Raw genomic sequence first — 18,107 nt, forward strand, 5'->3', positions numbered from 1 at the left:
GATGGGTGTCAGAATCTGCATCTTGTTGATTTTTGTTTCCACCCTTACTTTTGCCCAAAAAGTAAAATGGGCTTCTCAGGTTATTTCCGTTTCAAGTGAATACAAAGATCCTTTGTTAGGAAGGGAATACCGTGCATTACATGCGTTAGGTCGTCCTAGTAAATATCCCAAAATGTCAGCCACTCCTAGTGCTTGGCAATCCATGACCGCTGACAGTCCGGATGGAGAATACCTATTAGTAAGTTTTGATACAACGATGGCGGTGAAGCAAATAGCCATCTTTGAAAATTTTGGGGCTGGTAGCATCACTTCGGTAGATGGTTTAGATCAGAATAATAAGATTTATCCTTTGCGTGCTTTTTCTCCCGGATATGCAACTTCAAATTCGCAAGTCACGACGATTCGGCTTCCTACTAAAACGAGTTTCAAATTAAAGGGCATCAAGATTTCCTTTAATTCATTACGGGTGAAAGGATACTCCCAAATTGATGCTATTGGTATCTCTGATAGCGATGAACCTATCGAGTCTTCTTTGAAATTAACCACTGATGCGAATGCCTTTCAGGCACGTGAAAACCTAGGAAACGCTATTAACTCGAAGTTTAATGAGATTTGTCCTGTCGTTAGCCCTGATGGCCAAAAGCTTTATTTCACTCGCTGGAAGCATCCTGATAATTTAGGAGCTAACAAGAACCAGGATATTTGGGTGTCTAATTGGCAGCCTGATCGTACTTGGTCAAAAGCTACGCTGTTTCCCGCTCCCATCAATAATGACGAAAACAATGCAGTTTGCGGCATTACACCTAACGGAAAGACGTTGTTATTAAACAATGTCTACGGAAAAGACGGGACGATGGAAAAAGGCGTTTCTTTTTCCTTTCTATTACGAACAGGTGAATGGAGTTTTCCAAAAGCCTTGAAAATCGTCAACTTTAAGAATAAATCAGAATTCTCTGAATATACCTTAGCGCCTAACGGTAAAGTACTCTTAATGACCACTGAAACCAAAGATTCATATGGTGGAAAGGATATCTATGTTTCGTTTTTGAATGCAGATGATTCCTGGTCAGAACCGAAAAACATAGGCCCTGTCGTTAATACGGGTGAAGCGGAATCTACCCCTTTTATTGCTCCTGATGGAGTGACGATGTACTTCTCCTCCAGTGGTCACGTAGGTTATGGCAATAATGATATCTTTTTATCTCGTCGATTAGATGATACGTGGCAAAATTGGTCGGCACCAGAAAACTTAGGCCCTATTGTGAATACGCCTCAGTGGGATGGTTATTTCTCCGTTTCGGCCAAAGGTGATTTTGCCTATTTTAGCTCCACTGAGAACTCGGTGGGCGCGGAAGATATTTTCCGTATCAAGATTCCAGAAAAAGCGAAGCCTTTGACCTTAATTCAAATGACAGGCCAGGTGATTAATCAAAAGACCAAGGAGCCAATGGCGGCGCGAATCGTCATTAAAGCAAAAGGAAATCCCGTGGATACGCTCTCCGTTGATTATGACCCTTATGTAGGTGATTATAGCTTTATGTGGCCAGCGAAAAAGCCCTTTACGGTTCAAATTAAGAAACAGGGATTCTTCTCTAAAATGGAGAATTTTGACTTCACCTCTTCCACCAATTTTCAGTTAGTCAATCGCAATTTCTTCCTTCAAACGGTAGAAAAAAATAAGGCTTATGCATTTTCTAATCTTGTTTTTGATCAAGGGAAGTCAGAATTGAAGCCCGGTTTTGAAGCTGAATTAGAGAAGATTATTTCCATTTTATCCGAGAATACGCAATATGCCTTGCTATTAGAGGGGCATACCGATAACCAAGGTGATTGGAATGATAATTTGAAGTTATCTGTAGAAAGAGTTGAGGGCGTAAAGGCCTATTTAATTTCTAAAGGAGTGGATGCGAATCGCATTCAAACGAAGGGATGGGGCGGATCGAAGCCTTTGGCCAATAACCTATTAGAGGATACCCGAAAGAGTAATCGGAGAGTGGAATTTACCCTTATACCTTTGGAATAAAAAAAGAGGGGATTGCTCCCCCCTATTTCACTCAACCTAAAACTACTATTATAAAAGTACGATCAAACTCTTAATGATCGCCGTTAGACGGATGGCATCTAAAATACGCGCTTCTGTAGCTCCGTGGTTCTTCACCGATTGCTCATGAGAAGTTACACACATTTCACAGCCGTTAATCGCAGAAACCGTTAAGCTAGCTAATTCAAAGAATTCTTTGCCTAAAACAGGGTTCATCATAATCGACATACGAATACCTGCTGGTGCCGTATTGTAGTACTCTTTATCTACCATGTGCTTAAATCGGTAGAAAATGTTGTTAGCATTCAATAAGGATACTAAAGCGTGCATCTCTATAATCTCTGCATCCGTTGCTCCTTTGCTAAGCGCTAGTTCTGTTAGGGAATCAATCGTTCTCGTGTGCTTTTGATTCACAGAAACCGCTAAGGCTAATAGAATAGCCTCTTTTTCTGTCAACGTTTGAGCGCGTAAGGCATTCGAAACATTGATTTTAAGATCTTTGATATAGCGGTGATCTGCTGCATCAAGGGTATCTAAAAGGGCAAACGATTCTGTGGCAGGGATATTGATCTCCGCCAATAAGTTGTCTTTTGTCTCACTCATGGTTGTTGATTTTAATAGCCCCAGGGAATCCTGGGGCTAAAGAAATGATTATAATGTAGCGTCTCCAGCTTTCCAGTTACATGGGCAAAGCTCGTCTGTTTGTAACGCATCTAATACGCGTATTACTTCGTCTACGTTACGACCTACTGAAAGATCATTGGCAGATACCCAACGGATAACACCATCTTGGTCAGCGATATACGTAACACGGTAGGCTACTTTCTCTCCTTCTGTTAAGATGCCTAATTCTTCTGCTAAGCTCTTAGAAGTATCCGCTAACATAGGGAATTTTAATCCACGTAAATCGTCGTGATCTCTTCTCCAAGCTGCGTGAACGAATTCAGAATCAGTAGAAGCTCCGATTAAAGAAGCATCGCGATCTGCGAAATCTCCTGCACGGCGGTTGAATTCAGCGATTTCTGTAGGGCATACAAAAGTAAAATCTTTTGGCCACCAGAACATTACTAACCACTTACCGTCCTTCTTGTGATCTTCTGAAGTGATTGTTGAAAATTCTTTTCCTTGCTCTAAAGAAACGACTGCAGTTTTTGAAAAAGTTGGGAATTGACTTCCTAATCCTAACATGTGATTTGCCATTTGTATTGGTTGTTTTATTGTTCTTGTTAAATTGTGATGCAAAGATCTTGATTAAAGTGTTATTAGTCAAATCTATATTTTCTATATTTGTATAGTTTTTATTTATACTATGACGATAACTCAATTAGAGTACATTGTGGCCTTAGCTGATTTGCAAAGTTTTTCCAAAGCAGCGGATTATTGTTGTGTTTCTCAGCCCAGCCTGAGTATGCAGGTGCAAAAGTTAGAGGATGAATTAAACCTTACCCTTTTTAATCGCAAGGCGAAACCTCTAGTACCTACTTTAGAAGCTAGAGAGGTTATTGCTAAAGCACGTGCGATCTTAAATGAGAGTAATTCGATTCTTTCTCTTTCCAAAGGTTGGTCAAATCAAGTAAATGGCTTTGTTTCCATCGGTGTCATTCCTACGATTGCTCCCTATTTAATGCCCAAGTTTCTAGCGGATTTTCAGTTGAAATACCCAGATCTAACGATTCGTATCGCAGAAACCACGACTGCTAATATCAAGAAAGGCATTCAAGAAGGTAAAATAGATATTGGTATTCTGGTTACTCCTTTAAATGATTCTTTAGTAGAAATTCCGCTTTATTATGAGGAATTATTCTTGTACTCTAATGTATGGGAAGAGGATGGTTCGAAGCTGAAATCGACGTTAGATCCCTCTAAGTTGTGGCTTTTAGAGGAAGGTCATTGTTTAAGTAGTCAAGTGAATTCCATCTGTAATTTACCTTCAGGCCCATTAGTGGGCACTAAGATGACGTATCAAACGGGAAGTATGGAAACGATTGTGCGTCTAGCTGATCAAGGCTTTGGCCAAACTATCATACCTCAAATGTTCGTGGATTACTTGGATCCCAAGTTGAAGGAAAAAGTGTATAGTTTGCCTGAGCCTAAGCCCGTTAGAGAAGTGGCGCTGGTACACGCTATTTCGTATTCTAGAAAAGCCATTGTAAAGGCATTAGAGGTTGAAATATTAGCTCATATACCTGATTCATGGAAACAGGCGCAGGAACGAAACATTATCCCCATATAACTTTTGCCCTTGCGCTACTCAAAAGGGGTCTAAGGAATAATAAACTTGCGCCAAAAACAAAGGTCAGAACCAATATACTAATCCGCATATTACCTGTTAACTGAATAATTAGGCCAAACATAAACGTGCCTATCACCGTTGACATTCGGTCGCATACATCATAGAAACTAAAATAGGAGGCGGTATCCTTCTCCCCTTTTGGACATAATTTGGCGTAAGTAGCGCGACTATTCGATTGAATGCCTCCCATCACGAATCCAATAGCGGTAGCCAATAAATAGAAATTAAATTGCGAGGTTACGGTGTAGGCATAGGCACATACAAATATCCAAACAAAGACGATTAACCCTAGCGCTTTTATGTTACCCACCCATCCTGATAATCGTGCACAGAAATAGGCACCCGGAATAGCGACTAACTGAATTAATAGAATTGTAATAATTAAGGCATCTTCTGGTAGATGTAATTCTTGACTTCCAAACAAAGCACCTAAATACATTACTGTTTGAGCACCCATATTAAATAGGAAGAAACTGACTAGAAATAATTTGATTTCCTTATTTACCATTACCTCCTTAAACACCTTTTGAAGTTCTTTGAAGCCTCCTAACCACCATTGTTTCTGGTCTTTTTCTTTGGCAATGGAATCAGGAAGGTAATGCAAAGGGATTTGGGCAAATAGTAACCACCATAATCCAACGGTTAAAAAGGAAACTCGCGCCGCCATTTCGCCTCCTATTCCACCATACCATTCGGGTTTCAGGAGCATCGTTAGATTTTGTATCAATAATAAAACGGAACCAATATAACCTAGTGTAAATCCTTTTGCACTTAGGCGATCAAAACGATCAGGGGTAGCAATTTCTGGCAGGAAACTATTGTAGAATACCATACTCCCTCCCCAACCAATGATGGAAAATAGGAATCCGAGCGTTCCAATGTAGTAATGGCCCTTGCTAAAAAAGAATAAGGCTATGCAGCTGAAAGAACCTAAATAACAAAAGAATCGCATAAAGCTTTTCTTTGCGCCGGTATAATCCGCTATGCCCGATAGGAAAGGCATTAAGATGGTTAAGGCTAAGAAGGCAACGGAAATAGTATAAGAGAAAACAACCGTATTGCTTAGTTCGAAACCTAAAATGGAAATCATTCCAGGCGTGACACTACCTAATGTAATCGCTGCGGAAGGAAAATAAATGGGAAAAATGGCTGATGTAATCGTTAAGGAATGCACTGAATTGGCCCAGTCGTAAAAGGCCCAGGCATTCAATGTTTTCGGATTATTCAGCTTCTGTTCCATTAAAATAAGCCTAATTGTTCCCCTTTAGGAGGGTTTTTGATTTCAAAAGGAATATCATCTTCTTTCTTTTCCTCTACAGAAGTCTTCTCTTCCTCGGGTTTCTCTTCGGGGAAATTGACTACGAATTCGGGCTCCTCTGAAGTGGCTTCTGCTGGTGTTTCTGTGGCCACTGAAACGGTTTCTGCTACCTCTTCCACTTCCTCTGCTTCCTCCATCTCTACAGGTTCAGGTACATCTGGTGCCTTTTCAACGACTGGAGCTTCCTCCTCCGTTGAAAGGAAAACAACTTCGACTAGTTTCGGATAATTTAACTTACTTCCTAAAGCTTTCCAACCTCTGACTTCAGCTAATTCATCGATTGGTATGATTTCTAATTCATTCGTCTTACCGTCTGGTTTGTGCTTAATCTGCACGTTAGGGGCATAATTATCTGTAACATCAATTAGTTTACTTGCTTTGTGATCCGATATGAATAAGAATTTCTTATCTATTGATGTTGTTTCTAAATGGAAACGTTTAATTAAATGCGTCTTGTTAGATCCATCGAAGTAAGCTGCTGAAATGATGGCTTGTGGCTCAAATTTCTTCAAATACATAATCTCCTCAGCCGGGTAACGATTTGTTAACTCAAAGTTGGTTAACTCATAATTACCTGATCCATAAATAGCAAGAATGCTATCATTCGGTTCAAAATTACCGATATGGTCTCCGTGTCCATCGCGGTTTAGTCGACCGATCGTAGGGTCGTACCAGATATCCACCCCACCTAAGGTGGATACTCCCGCTGATTTCATCGTGATTTTACGAACGGGATATTTGGTTAGCATATTTCCTAAGGATTCACGGCCTTTAATCGCTAGTTTCGCAAAGTCATAGTCAAATTGCTTGATTTTTGCCGTACAATTTGCGGTTAGACTAATTTGGATTATTTCTGCTTCTCCATTTTCATTTGCGGAGAAATAGGTAAGCTTTGACTTCGCATTATCGCTACTCACTTTGTATTCGCGATCACGAGTTACCGAAGTAACTTTGAAACGCTTCACGTAGGAAGTGCCAGACTTGCCATCTAAATAAACGACGTTGTAGACTTTTCTATCATCGTTTTTCTTGAAGACAGAGCAGTAGATGATGTCGCGACCCACGAATACCTTTTCTTGTACTTTAGTCACGACACAGGTACCGTTAGATCGGAATACGATGATATCATCGATATCCGAGCAATCCATTACGTATTCGTCTTTCTTTAATCCGTAACCGATGAAACCATCTTCGCGGTTGACATATAATTTTTGGTTCGCTGCAGCAACGACAGTGGCTGAAATGGTATTAAAGTTCTTGATCTCCGTGCGACGCTCTCTCCCTTTTCCGTATTTAGCTAATAGATTCTTGAAGTAATCAATCGCGAAACGGATCAAGTTCGCTAAATGATCTTCTACTTCGGCTAATTCGTCTAATAAACGTTTCATTAATTCGTCTGCTTTGAAGCTATCGAATTTCGAAATACGCTTGATTCTGATTTCTAAAAGGCGAAGAATATCCTCCTCGGTGATTTCGCGGTAGAAGTCCTTTTTATAAGGTTCTAAGCCTTTATCAACGGTTTGAATGACTAATTCAAAAGTTTCACATTCTTCTATGTCTCGGTAGATGCGGTTTTCGATGAAGATTTTTTCCAAAGAGCTGAAAAGCACTTTTTCCATCAACTCCCCTTTGCGAATCTCTAATTCTTGACGTAGTAAATCAACTGTTTGGTTGGTAGAAACGCGTAGTATTTCGCCTACACCCATAAAGTGCGGCTTATCTTCGATAATCACGCAGGCATTAGGTGAAATAGATACCTCGCAATCGGTAAAGGCATACAAGGCGTCAATCGTAACGTCCGGTGAAATACCAGGTGCTAATTGAATTTGAATCTCAACGTCTTTGGCTGTATTATCAATTACCTTCTTGATCTTGATTTTACCCGTATCATTTGCCTTAATGATGGAATCAATTAAGGAAGTCGTCGTCGTTGTGAAAGGGATCTCCGTAATGACAAGTGTCTTTTTGTCTAATTCATCGATTTTAGCTCGAATACGGATTTTTCCACCGCGTAGTCCATCGTTATAATTAGAAGCATCCATCATTCCACCAAGAAGGAAATCAGGATAAAGCTCCACTTTCTTATTGTTTAATATGTCGATTGATGCGTGAATAATTTCACAGAAATTATGGGGCATAATCTTCGTAGCTAAACCTACGGCAATACCTTCAACTCCTTGAGCTAGTAAGAGTGGGAATTTAATCGGTAAGGTAATGGGTTCACGCTTACGTCCATCGTAGGACATCTGCCACTCAGTTGTTTGATTGTTAAAAACAACATCACTCGCAAATTTGGATAAACGTACCTCGATATAACGAGCCGCTGCAGCACTGTCGCCGGTGCGGTTATCTCCCCAGTTACCTTGGCAATCAAATAAGAGCTCTTTTTGGCCTAAATTAACAATCGCATCATTGATAGAAGCATCCCCGTGTGGGTGGTATTGCATCGTTTGACCGATGACATTCGCGACCTTATTGAAACGGCCATCGTCCATTTCCTTCAATGCGTGCAAAATACGACGTTGAACGGGCTTCAAGCCATCCTCAACGGCTGGAACTGCACGCTCTAAAATAACGTAAGAAGCATATTCTAAGAACCAATTCTCATACATCCCTGCTACCGCAATCTGATTCTGTAGTGCGCCGTCCGCTGTTTCACTCATAGTAATTATAGCTAATTATCTTCCGCATGGAAGAGTTGGTACATGATTAATGCTGTAGCTCCCCAAATCAAATTCCCCTCATACACAAAGGATGGACTCAGGATCTTATTTCCATCGTAGCTAACTTCAAAAGGTTGTAGATTAGCTGAATCTTGAAAGAAGGATACAGGTATTTCAAAAATACGATTTATTTCTCTTTTATTTAAATCGTAAGAGAGCTTTTTATTTATCCGAATCGAAAATGCCGTCATCCAATAATTAGAGACGTGAATCCAATGCTCTGTGATGTATTCTAAAGAAGTTGAATCGATCTCCACTCCTATTTCTTCTAACACTTCTCTGGCTGCAGTCTCCCGTAAATCTTGATCTGTTGGATCCATTTTTCCGCCTGGCAGTGCCATTTGGCCACTGTGGTGACCATCATACTGATTACGCTCGATAAGAATAAGATGAGGTTCTTGTTCGTCGATTTCGATCCATAGAACGGCGACTGCTGCCTGTTTCGCGTTGTCTTTGATCTCCGGTTTTTGAAGGATTTGTTTGTAAATCTGCTTGAAAGGTTCGAATTCTTTCATTTTACAACAACGTATTTGCAATTGCTTCAGCACATCGTATTCCGTCCAAAGCTGCAGACATGATACCTCCCGCATATCCACCACCTTCACCGCATGGATACAAACCTTTTATCTCCGGATGTTCCAACGTTTCTTTATCGCGTGGTATTTTGACTGGGGAGGATGTTCTACTCTCTAATCCGATGATTTGGCCTAAATTGGAAGAGAAACCGGGTATTTTCTTGTTGAAATCTTGGAATCCTTGGGCCAAAGGTTCAGAGATATAATCAGGTAAGAATTCCCGCATCTCGCCTGGTTCTAATCCTGGTACATAACTGGTAGGATGCGAACTCTTGCTTGCTTTTCCTTGGATAAAATCGAGGGTATATTGGGATACCGCTTTTTGGGACCCGCCTACTATACTACCAGCCTTTTGCTCTAATTCTTCTTGCAATTGCATCCCTGCCAAAGCCCCAAATTCCTTGTATCTCGCTAAATCTTCCTCAACAATACTAACTACAATGCCAGAGTTCGCATATTTAGAATCACGTCTGGATGGGGACATGCCATTGACCACTACTTGATTAGGAGAGGTGGCAGAGGGAACAATAAATCCACCTGGGCACATACAGAACGAGAATACACCCCGTTGAACACCTTGGAATGTACTTTGCGTTACTAAACTAAAACTAGCCGGTGGTAAGTATTCGGGCCGTTGTTTTACCTTGTATTGGGCTTGATCTATAAAAGATTGCTGATGTTCAATTCGAACGCCTATCGCGAAAGGTTTAGCTTCGATAGCTACCCCTTTATTTTGCAATAATTGGAATATATCACGGGCAGAATGTCCCGTAGCTAATAATAATCGGTCTGCTAGGAATTCCACTCCATTGGAGCATATAACCCCTTTTATTGCTTTATTTTCGATTAAAAAGTCAACTACTCGGTGGTTAAATTGTACTTCTCCACCCGCTGCAATGACAGCATCCCGCATCGAGGCAATAATTCCGGGTAATTTATTCGTGCCTATGTGTGGATGAGCCTCAAAAAGGATGTCACTATGAGCCCCATGAGCCACAAATGTCTCTAAAACCCCTTTGATATCACCACGTTTCGTACTTCTCGTATATAATTTACCGTCCGAATAAGTACCAGCGCCACCCTCTCCAAAACAGTAATTGGAATCTGGATCTACTAAATTAAAGCGGTTTATAGCTGCTAAATCTCTTCTACGGTCACGCACATCTTTGCCGCGTTCTAAAACGATGGGTTTGATTCCTTTTTTGACAAAATCTATCGCCGCAAATAATCCCGCTGGGCCAGATCCAATGATGATGACTTTTTTAGCGTCCTTTGATAAGGTGGGTAATTGAGCAGAAAGGCTGAAATCATGCCCCTTTTCATAAAAACCAATCCGAAGATTTACTTTAATTTGTCTGCTTCGAGCGTCGATTGACCTCTTTTCGATGCGATAGGTACAAGCCGCTAGATACGCCTCTCCCATTTCTGCCGCTAAAAAACTGGCTAATTTTTCAGGCGAATGCGCAATATCTGGGCTAAGAACGAAGTCTCTTTGGTCAATCATACGAGTATTTTGTGCAAATTTACGAATCAATTTTGACTATTTCAGATGAATAAGCTCGGCGCAGAGGTTTCCCCCTATTTATTGCAACATAAAAACAACCCGGTACATTGGGAGCCTTGGGGTCCTGAGTCATTAGAACGAGCAAAAAAGGAAGACAAACTCATTTTAGTCAGTATTGGTTATGCTGCCTGCCATTGGTGCCATGTGATGGAGCACGAATCATTTGAGAATAAGGAAGTAGCAGCTATCATGAATGAATACTTTGTGAATATTAAAGTAGACAGGGAAGAACGACCGGATGTGGATATGGTGTATATGGAGGCATTACATCAAATGGGATTGAATGGCGGTTGGCCACTTAATGTGTTTTTATTACCAGACCAAAAACCTTTTTACGGCGGGACTTATTTTAAAAAAGCTAATTGGATACAGCTGCTTCACTCTATTCACAATGCTTTCGTGAACAATCGGGAAGATTTAGCTAAATCAGCGGATGGTTTCGCCGAAAGTCTTTCTGAAAATGCCTCGTTCTTTGCTCATTCGGATTTAGCTGAAACGGCTGTAATTATTCCTGCTGCTTTGACTAAAATTAAATCGGCTTTAGACCCTGTTTTTGGGGGTATTAATAAAGCGCCAAAATTCCCTCTATCCTCTTTAATTCAGTTTTTGTATTCGGTTCCCAGTTCTCTATCTGTTGAATTAGGTTTACCTATTCTTCAAAAAACGTGGATGGAGAAAATGGCTCAAGGAGGAATCTATGATGCTGTAGGTGGCGGATTTTCGAGGTATTCGGTAGATTCGGAATGGTTTTGTCCGCATTTTGAAAAGATGCTCTATGATAATGCTCAATTATTGTCTGCCTACACGAAAGCCTATAAGCGAGAGCGTAATCCGCTGTACCAAGAGGTTATTTTTGATACGATTTCCTTTTTAAAGAGAGAGTTACTTTCTCCTCGCGGATTGTATTATTCCTCTTTAGACGCGGATTCAGAGGGAGAAGAGGGATTATTCTACACCTGGTCTCATGCGGAATTGGCTGCCTTGAATAATGAAGAATTCTTAAAGACTTATTCCATCTCAAAGAATGGGAATTGGGAAGATGGACGCAATATTTTATTCAAATCATCTCCTGTTTTAAATGCGCATTTTGAGAAAGAGATGGAGGTTTTACGGGCTGCAAGGCTTACGCGGATAAGACCAGGGACAGATACAAAGGAAGTCTTGGTTTGGAATGCTCAATTAGTGGTAGCATTTGTAGAAGTATATCAAGTTTTTGGTCGAAAAGAGGATTTACAAAGTGCTTTGGATTTACTGCATGCCATTGAAATGCATTTGAACAAAGATAATCTTTGGTTACATCAGGCACAGTATTCGCGTGAGCCTATTGGCGCTTTTTTAGATGATGTGGCGGCTTTGGTTTTGGCCTATATACAAGTTTATTTGTTGAGTTCGGATATATCCTACAAAGAGAAAGCTGACAAATTGCTGCAGATAATATGCGATGATTTTGCTCATCCGGAATTAGCGTTATATCAATACCGGTCGAAAAAGGCAGACTATTTAATTGCTGAAAAGGTGGAAGTAATGGATTCGGTGATGCCTTCGTCTAATTCAATGTTATGTGAAGCTTTCTTATGGATGGGAATACTGAAAAATAAAGCTGATTATACACTTCAAGGTCGTGCGATGTTATCGCAGATACTTGAAAGAGCCATGGCTCATCCCGCTTATTTTGCGAACTGGTTGCGTATTTATTCAGAATGGATGGAGCATCCCAAGGCGATGTTGAAATATGCAGGGAATATTGATGGATTAGTCGGTTTTGACTGGTGTATCGATAAAGATCAACTAGTTTTTGTTCCTTCGGATGAAATAGAGGTCTATTTATTATGTGTGGGAGATTATTGCTTTGCCCCTGTTGCGACCTTGCAAGAGGTAGATAAACAGCTATCTGAACTTATTTAATTCGTTCCGGATTCTCAGTGACGAATGCGCCCCAGCCTTTCTTCGTTCCTTTGAGCGTAGAACTGATGTTTTTATTGTGGAAATGATGGCAAATGGCGATTCCGAGGGCATCCGTAGCATCGTGCATTTTGGCATCTAACTTAATGTTCCCTATAATCTCCACCATTTTTGCGACTTGTTCTTTCGACGCATTTCCATTCCCTGTTACAGATTGCTTGATCTTTTTAGGTTCGTATTCTGCAATTGGAATTGATTTAGAGAAGGCCAAAGACATCACCATTCCCTGCACGCGCCCTAATTTCAACATCGACTGAACGTTTTTTCCAAAGAAGGGAGATTCAATCGCTATTTCATCAGGTAAAAACTCTTCAATAATGCCCAATACCCGCTCGTGAATCTTCAAAAATTTAGCTCCCTGTGTCGTGTATTTGGTCAAATTTAGCACACCATACTGCAACACAGTTACCTTATCATTCGTAATACGCAATAATCCGTAACCAAGGAAACGCGTACCTGGATCAATGCCTAAGATTATTTTTTCTGAAGAGGAAGTGCTAATTTGCGTCATTAAAGCTCTGTATGTTTATTCATCAAATTCCGTCGTTCGTTCCTGCCCTTTTACCGCGTTTTACGTGGTCAAAAGCAGATGATCGTCAGATTTATTTAACCTTTGATGATGGACCAACTCCTGAAATTACGGATTTTGTCCTAGAATGCTTGAACGAATACAATGCAAAGGCCACATTTTTTTGCATTGGTAAGAATGTGCTTTCTAATCCTGCTTTAACGAAGCGCATTCAAACGGCCGGTCATAGCATCGGAAATCATACCATGAACCATAGTAATGCTTGGAAAATGGATTATGCGGCTTATGTGGAAGACTTCAAGATATGTGAAAAGGTATTTGAGCAGCAACATATTAAATCCATTGGTTTTCGTCCTCCCTACGGACGTGTTACACGTAAGATGTACCTTGAAATGGAAAATGTTATTCTATGGAGTGTATTAACGGGGGATTACAATGCCTCATTAACTTCTTCAGCAATCCTAACATCGGTTCTTCCTTTATTAAAACCTGGTGCTGTTGTGGTGATGCACGATAGTGTCAAAGCTTTCCCCCACTTACAGGTTATTTTACCTGTTATTCTTCGTTATTGTAAAGAACAAAATTTTGTTTTATCCGCCCTATGATTGATACACACGCGCACTTGTATGATGTTCATTTTCAAGATGATATGACATTTCACTTAAAGGAGATTCAGGACGCCGGCGTATCTGAAGTTTGGTTACCTAATTGTGACTCAGAATCTTGGGTAGATCTGAAGAAATTGAGTGATAATTTCCCTGATTTTGTTCTTCCTATGATCGGATTGCATCCTACCTATGTGAAAGAAAATTACTTGAAAGAGCTAGGTGTGCTTAAAAAAGAGTTAGAGCAAACTAAGGTGCTAGCGATAGGTGAAATAGGTTTAGATTATTATTGGGATACGACATTTGCAGAGCAACAAATGGATGCCTTTAAACAACAATGTCATTGGGCATTAGATCTTGGTTTGTGGGTAGATATCCACTGTAGAAAAGCGTATGCAGATTTAATTAAAACGCTTAAGTTACCTGAGTTCAAGAGCCTAGGAGGAATTATTCACTGTTTTGCTGGTGACGCTAGAGAAGCCAAGGTTCTAACAGATTTAGGCTATTATTTGGGTATTGGAGGTGTTATAACCTACAAAAACACGACGCTATTTGAGGATATTAAAGATATACCTTTGTCACGAATTGTATTAGAAACTGACGCTCCCTATCTAAGTCCTGTACCCTTCAGAGGAAAGCCTAATTCACCTAAGCATATCCCGATTATCGCTCAAAAATTGGCTGATTTATATGAGGTTTCCCTCGAACATTTGGTGGGGCAAACAAATCAGAATGCACAGCAATTAAAAGCTATCTCAGGTTATTAATTAGGCCTTTCATTTGATAATCCCAGTCAAGAATCGCTTTTTTTAGTCTCAAGACCACGGAATTAGATGATTCCTTAAATTTTGTCCAAGAGCCTTGAAATACTAATCTCCCATTCTCCATAATTCCGACGGAATGGCTTAATTGTAGTATATCGGTCAAATCATGACTAATCAAAATACAAGGAATAGCCCGCTCATTAACTACGGAAGCTATTATTTGAGAGAATTCTAATTTTTGTTCCGTATCTAATTGACTAAATGGCTCATCCAAAACCAAATAAGAAATAGGTTGGCTGATGGCCTCCAATAGCGCTAGTTTCTGCCTCTCTCCACCTGATAAAGAGGCCACTTTCGTGTCTTTTTGTTTTATCAAATAGAATTGTTTGAGGTATTTCGTAATCACAGCATCCTGTTGTGCATTAGGTAGGTATTGGAATAATACCTGGGCATAATTGTACACGCTGTGATGAGGCTTTAAATGGAGGGTTTGTGGGACAAAGCCTGCTTTTTTGAATTGCGGAATTAATCGATCCAAACCATCATTTAATTCCTTTGAATCTATGCTAATTGAATACTCTGGGTCGTATTTTAAACCCACTAATAGGCTAGCAATCGTACTTTTTCCCGAACCACTTTTTCCAATTAATGCGTAGATTTCGCCTGATTTTACCTTTATTTGAATATTGGATAAAGCAAAATGACTAGTAACTTGGTGTTTCTTTATGCCGATTTTTAACATTAAACCTATTTAAAATGATTCTGTGCGGAATTGATGTGGGAACTTCTTCCATTAAAGTTAGTATTGTTGATGCAGCAAACCAACAATTAATTTATTCTACTTCTTATCCAGAGGTTGAAAATGAGATTTCTTCCCCTCAACCCGGTTTTGCAGAACAGGACCCGGAACATTGGTGGTTTTGTGTAAAGCAGGCTATTTTAAAAGCGAATTCTACGGGTTTGTATGACCCTAAAAACATCGGAGCTATTGGTATATCCTATCAGATGCACGGTTTAGTTGTCGTAGATAAAGAGGCTCAGGTGTTACGTCCATCTATTATTTGGTGTGATTCTCGCGCCACTCCTTTTGGAGAAAAGGCCTATAAAGCCTTAGGAGAGTCATTTTGCCAAAGTCATTACCTTAATTCCCCTGGTAATTTCACTGCCGCTAAATTAGCCTGGGTAAAAGAGAATCAACCCGCCATTTTTGAACAAATCGCGCAGGTATTATTGCCGGGTGATTTTATTGCAGGTCGTTTTACCTCCACTTTCACCACAACAGCTTCTGCCCTTTCAGAAGGTATATTGTGGGATTTTAAAGAATCACATCCTGCCAAAGACTTAATGGCTTATTACGGATTCCCAGAAACAATCTTCCCTCCTGTTCATCCTTTGTTTTCAGATCACGGCACGATTACTGCTAGCGTAGCTTCTGAATTAGGTTTAGGTTCTCATGCGAAAGTGACCTATAAAGCAGGAGATCAACCGAATAACGCCTATTCATTAGGAGTTTTACATCCAGGTGATATAGCCACTACGGCAGGTACCTCGGGAGTGGTATATGGTATTTCGGATGAATTAAAGTTTGATACAGAAAATCGCGTCAATTCGTTTGCCCACGTAAATCACTCAGCTACTAAAACAAGTGTAGGAGTATTAATGTGCATTAATGGTACGGGTATTTTAAACCGTTGGGTGAAGCAGAATTTCTTTCCTTCTTTATCGTATTCTCAACTGAATGAGTTAGGTGCAAAAGCAACTATTGGAACAAGTGGTCTAGTTTGTATGCCCTTTGGTAATGGAGCGGAGCGTATTTTCCAAAATCAAACCTTAGGTGGAAGTTTTCAGCATTTAGATTTCAATCGCCATCAATCAGCTGATATTATTCGCGCAGCCCAGGAGGGTATTGCCTATTCAATGGTCTATGGTATAGAATTGCTAGGTAACGTGGGCGTTAAGCCTAAGAAATTAAAGGCAGGATTAGCTAATATGTATTTGAGTGAGTTATTCACACAAGCCATTGTGAATGCTTCCGGTGCCTCGGTTGAGTTATTGGAATCAGATGGAGCTTTTGGTGCGGCTTTAGGCGCGGGTGCAGGTGTAGGCTATTATGCTAATGAAGACGAAGCAGTGAGTCATATCAAAGTCTTGAAAACAATTCAACCTGATACAAATTTAATGAATGCCTATGCGGATGCTTATGGTGTTTGGAAGAATAACCTACCCGCTTAAAAAAGGTAAAGCCTCTCAATTGCTTGAGAGGCTTGTACCCAGAGCCGGAGTCGAACCGGCACGGGCTTGCACCCACGGGTGTTTGAGACCAGCGCGTCTACCAATTCCGCCATCTGGGCAATTCAAAATTGCAATGCAAAACTAGGCTAAATGATTTGCTTTCGCAAATGTGTTTAACACAAATTCTATTTTATTCGTAACGTAAAGCTTCCACAGGATCCATCTTAGAGGCTTTGAAAGCTGGATAAATTCCTGAAAATAAGCCAACTAAAATACAAATAATAATACCAGTCATCATCCATAACCAAGGGATAATAAAGCTAGCTGCCCCAGAGCTAATGGCCTGAGCGATTAAGTTTCCAATCGGAATAGCTAACATGATTCCTCCTATTCCGCCTAATAAGCAAATCACAATCGCTTCAATCAAAAATTGTTGTAGAATACGTCCTGGTGTAGCTCCTAGTGATTTACGAATACCAATTTCACGCGTTCTTTCGCTGACAGAAACCATCATGATATTCATTAAGGCAATGGCGGCACCTAGAAGTGTAATGAAACCTATGACAAAACCACCAATACGTAAAGATCCTGTAATGCTTTCGAAACTTTTTGCCATGGAATCAGAACGATCAATACTAAAAGAATCTTCCATTCCGATTGGATCCATTCGAACCTTTCTCATGGCTCCCCGAGCTTCTTCCATAAAGTCATCAAGGTTATTGATTTTAGCGGATGATGTGGTGATGTCAAATGTTAAGTTACGTCCCACTGCCATTTTTCGGCCCGTTTCTAAAGGAACAACCACCACTCGATCATCTCCTCCTCCCATCATATTTCCCTTCTTTTCTAAAACACCTATTACTTTTAATTTAATACCAGAAACAATAATTTCTGTTCCTATTGGACTTTCCTTCTCATATAATTGATCAATGACATCGACACCCAGAATACATACGTTGATGGAGTTCAGTTGCTCGTTAGGAGAGAAATTACGCCCCGCTCCTACTTTATAGCCTTTTAATTCCATGAAATTTTCATCGATTCCCAAGACTCGGGTGTTCGGATTAGTCTTTTTGGAAGCATATTTCGCAATCGCATTATTATTTACATTCGTCTTTAAGGATACTTTACCTTTAGGAGAAAATAAATATTTATAATGCGATGCTTGGCGGTAATCAATGTTCTTAAATCTTTTATCCTTTTGACCCTCGCGTCTCACCTGCATCGCTGGTCGGTTACGGATATCAAATGAGTTAGCTCCTAAACCAGAAAAAGAATTATCTACTGAACTCTGGATTCCATCAATGGCAGTTAAAATTCCCACAAGAGAGGTAATTCCTAAGGATATGATGAGTGCAGTCAATACCGTTCTTAACAGGTTACCCTTGATGGAACGTAAACCCTCTAATACATTTTCTTTTACATTCATAAGACTCTCTAACTAAGCCGGATTTTTCCGGCGACTATTTGACTAAATCGCGTAGCGATGACTAAGCCGAAG

At 40.2% G+C, this 18,107-nt stretch carries 15 protein-coding genes and 1 tRNA gene; 6 read left to right on the forward strand and 10 right to left on the reverse strand.

Annotated elements, in window-relative coordinates; translation table 11 throughout:
- The first annotated feature begins 1 nt into the window (after position 1).
- A complete protein-coding gene (locus tag SKC35_RS03530) occupies positions 2-2,023 on the forward strand; it encodes an OmpA family protein (protein WP_377978081.1) in 2,022 nt (673 codons plus the stop codon).
- A gap of 48 nt (positions 2,024-2,071) precedes the next feature.
- Here SKC35_RS03530 and SKC35_RS03535 read toward each other — a convergent pair whose 3' ends face one another.
- Positions 2,072-2,644 (reverse strand): carboxymuconolactone decarboxylase family protein, encoded by a 573-nt coding sequence (locus SKC35_RS03535; RefSeq protein ID WP_377978082.1) that lies wholly within the window; start codon positions 2,642-2,644, stop codon positions 2,072-2,074.
- Between the two features lie 48 nt (positions 2,645-2,692).
- The gene (locus SKC35_RS03540) at positions 2,693-3,241 is read right to left on the reverse strand and encodes a peroxiredoxin (RefSeq protein ID WP_377978083.1); all 549 of its coding nucleotides are present in this window, start codon (positions 3,239-3,241) and stop codon (positions 2,693-2,695) included.
- Between the two features lie 109 nt (positions 3,242-3,350).
- Between SKC35_RS03540 and SKC35_RS03545 the strand changes: the two genes are divergently transcribed.
- Entirely contained in the window at positions 3,351-4,274 is a 924-nt protein-coding gene (locus SKC35_RS03545) for a LysR family transcriptional regulator (protein ID WP_377978084.1), read from the forward strand.
- On the opposite strand, the gene SKC35_RS03550 is transcribed toward SKC35_RS03545, so the two are convergent.
- From SKC35_RS03550 to SKC35_RS03565, 4 genes are read right to left on the reverse strand one after another with little or no spacing between them, the layout of a single operon-like run.
- Positions 4,261-5,574 carry an MFS transporter gene (locus tag SKC35_RS03550; RefSeq protein ID WP_377978085.1) on the reverse strand — a complete coding sequence of 438 codons (1,314 nt, stop codon included), beginning with the start codon at positions 5,572-5,574 and terminating at the stop codon, positions 4,261-4,263. The genes SKC35_RS03545 and SKC35_RS03550 overlap by 14 nt on opposite strands.
- Complete coding sequence (locus SKC35_RS03555; protein ID WP_377978086.1) at positions 5,574-8,315, reverse strand: DNA gyrase/topoisomerase IV subunit A; 2,742 nt, start codon at positions 8,313-8,315, stop codon at positions 5,574-5,576. Before SKC35_RS03555 ends, SKC35_RS03550 begins: the two co-directional genes overlap by 1 nt.
- Before the next feature lie 11 nt (positions 8,316-8,326).
- Positions 8,327-8,890, reverse strand: a complete 564-nt coding sequence (locus SKC35_RS03560; RefSeq protein ID WP_377978087.1) for an NUDIX hydrolase — start codon at positions 8,888-8,890, stop codon at positions 8,327-8,329.
- 1 nt (position 8,891) lies between these two features.
- Positions 8,892-10,454, reverse strand: coding sequence for an NAD(P)/FAD-dependent oxidoreductase (locus SKC35_RS03565; protein ID WP_377978088.1), 1,563 nt, complete (start codon positions 10,452-10,454; stop codon positions 8,892-8,894).
- Between the two features lie 45 nt (positions 10,455-10,499).
- On the opposite strand from SKC35_RS03565, the gene SKC35_RS03570 reads away from it, so the two are divergent.
- Complete coding sequence (locus tag SKC35_RS03570; RefSeq protein WP_377978089.1) at positions 10,500-12,419, forward strand: thioredoxin domain-containing protein; 1,920 nt, start codon at positions 10,500-10,502, stop codon at positions 12,417-12,419.
- On the opposite strand, the gene ruvC is transcribed toward SKC35_RS03570, so the two are convergent.
- Positions 12,412-12,987: a crossover junction endodeoxyribonuclease RuvC gene (gene ruvC, locus SKC35_RS03575; RefSeq protein ID WP_377978090.1), complete on the reverse strand. Its 576-nt coding sequence runs from the start codon at positions 12,985-12,987 to the stop codon at positions 12,412-12,414. The two genes, SKC35_RS03570 and ruvC, sit on opposite strands and share 8 nt — an antisense overlap.
- 11 nt (positions 12,988-12,998) lie before the next feature.
- Between ruvC and SKC35_RS03580 the strand changes: the two genes are divergently transcribed.
- Both SKC35_RS03580 and SKC35_RS03585 read left to right on the forward strand, forming a co-directional pair.
- A complete protein-coding gene (locus tag SKC35_RS03580; protein ID WP_377978091.1) occupies positions 12,999-13,610 on the forward strand; it encodes a polysaccharide deacetylase family protein in 612 nt (203 codons plus the stop codon).
- Positions 13,607-14,377 carry a TatD family hydrolase gene (locus tag SKC35_RS03585; protein ID WP_377978092.1) on the forward strand — a complete coding sequence of 257 codons (771 nt, stop codon included), beginning with the start codon at positions 13,607-13,609 and terminating at the stop codon, positions 14,375-14,377. The genes SKC35_RS03580 and SKC35_RS03585 overlap by 4 nt, the downstream gene beginning before the upstream one ends.
- Here SKC35_RS03585 and SKC35_RS03590 read toward each other — a convergent pair.
- Positions 14,361-15,116 (reverse strand): ATP-binding cassette domain-containing protein, encoded by a 756-nt coding sequence (locus tag SKC35_RS03590; RefSeq protein ID WP_377978093.1) that lies wholly within the window; start codon positions 15,114-15,116, stop codon positions 14,361-14,363. The two genes, SKC35_RS03585 and SKC35_RS03590, sit on opposite strands and share 17 nt — an antisense overlap.
- Positions 15,117-15,130: 14 nt before the next feature.
- On the opposite strand from SKC35_RS03590, the gene SKC35_RS03595 reads away from it, so the two are divergent.
- Positions 15,131-16,606, forward strand: coding sequence for a xylulokinase (locus tag SKC35_RS03595; protein WP_377978094.1), 1,476 nt, complete (start codon positions 15,131-15,133; stop codon positions 16,604-16,606).
- 35 nt (positions 16,607-16,641) lie between these two features.
- Here SKC35_RS03595 and SKC35_RS03600 read toward each other — a convergent pair.
- Both SKC35_RS03600 and SKC35_RS03605 read right to left on the reverse strand, forming a co-directional pair.
- Positions 16,642-16,725, reverse strand: a tRNA-Leu gene (locus SKC35_RS03600).
- A gap of 71 nt (positions 16,726-16,796) precedes the next feature.
- Positions 16,797-18,035: an ABC transporter permease gene (locus SKC35_RS03605; protein ID WP_377978095.1), complete on the reverse strand. Its 1,239-nt coding sequence runs from the start codon at positions 18,033-18,035 to the stop codon at positions 16,797-16,799.
- Positions 18,036-18,107 lie beyond the last annotated feature (72 nt).

The organism is Aquirufa originis (assembly GCF_042714495.1).
GTDB classification, from domain to species: domain Bacteria; phylum Bacteroidota; class Bacteroidia; order Cytophagales; family Spirosomataceae; genus Aquirufa; species Aquirufa originis.

Excerpts from the sequence above, each read along its gene's own strand:
- SKC35_RS03550 (WP_377978085.1), bottom strand. The coding sequence starts at position 5,574 with ATGGAACAGAAGCTGAATAATCCGAAAACATTGAATGCCTGGGCCTTT.
- ruvC (WP_377978090.1), bottom strand. The coding sequence starts at position 12,987 with ATGACGCAAATTAGCACTTCCTCTTCAGAAAAAATAATCTTAGGCATT.
- SKC35_RS03530 (WP_377978081.1), top strand. The coding sequence starts at position 2 with ATGGGTGTCAGAATCTGCATCTTGTTGATTTTTGTTTCCACCCTTACT.
- SKC35_RS03585 (WP_377978092.1), top strand. The coding sequence starts at position 13,607 with ATGATTGATACACACGCGCACTTGTATGATGTTCATTTTCAAGATGAT.
- SKC35_RS03540 (WP_377978083.1), bottom strand. The coding sequence starts at position 3,241 with ATGGCAAATCACATGTTAGGATTAGGAAGTCAATTCCCAACTTTTTCA.
- SKC35_RS03590 (WP_377978093.1), bottom strand. The coding sequence starts at position 15,116 with ATGTTAAAAATCGGCATAAAGAAACACCAAGTTACTAGTCATTTTGCT.
- SKC35_RS03560 (WP_377978087.1), bottom strand. The coding sequence starts at position 8,890 with ATGAAAGAATTCGAACCTTTCAAGCAGATTTACAAACAAATCCTTCAA.
- SKC35_RS03565 (WP_377978088.1), bottom strand. The coding sequence starts at position 10,454 with ATGATTGACCAAAGAGACTTCGTTCTTAGCCCAGATATTGCGCATTCG.
- SKC35_RS03555 (WP_377978086.1), bottom strand. The coding sequence starts at position 8,315 with ATGAGTGAAACAGCGGACGGCGCACTACAGAATCAGATTGCGGTAGCA.
- SKC35_RS03595 (WP_377978094.1), top strand. The coding sequence starts at position 15,131 with ATGATTCTGTGCGGAATTGATGTGGGAACTTCTTCCATTAAAGTTAGT.
- SKC35_RS03545 (WP_377978084.1), top strand. The coding sequence starts at position 3,351 with ATGACGATAACTCAATTAGAGTACATTGTGGCCTTAGCTGATTTGCAA.
- SKC35_RS03605 (WP_377978095.1), bottom strand. The coding sequence starts at position 18,035 with ATGAATGTAAAAGAAAATGTATTAGAGGGTTTACGTTCCATCAAGGGT.
- SKC35_RS03535 (WP_377978082.1), bottom strand. The coding sequence starts at position 2,644 with ATGAGTGAGACAAAAGACAACTTATTGGCGGAGATCAATATCCCTGCC.
- SKC35_RS03580 (WP_377978091.1), top strand. The coding sequence starts at position 12,999 with ATGTTTATTCATCAAATTCCGTCGTTCGTTCCTGCCCTTTTACCGCGT.
- SKC35_RS03570 (WP_377978089.1), top strand. The coding sequence starts at position 10,500 with ATGAATAAGCTCGGCGCAGAGGTTTCCCCCTATTTATTGCAACATAAA.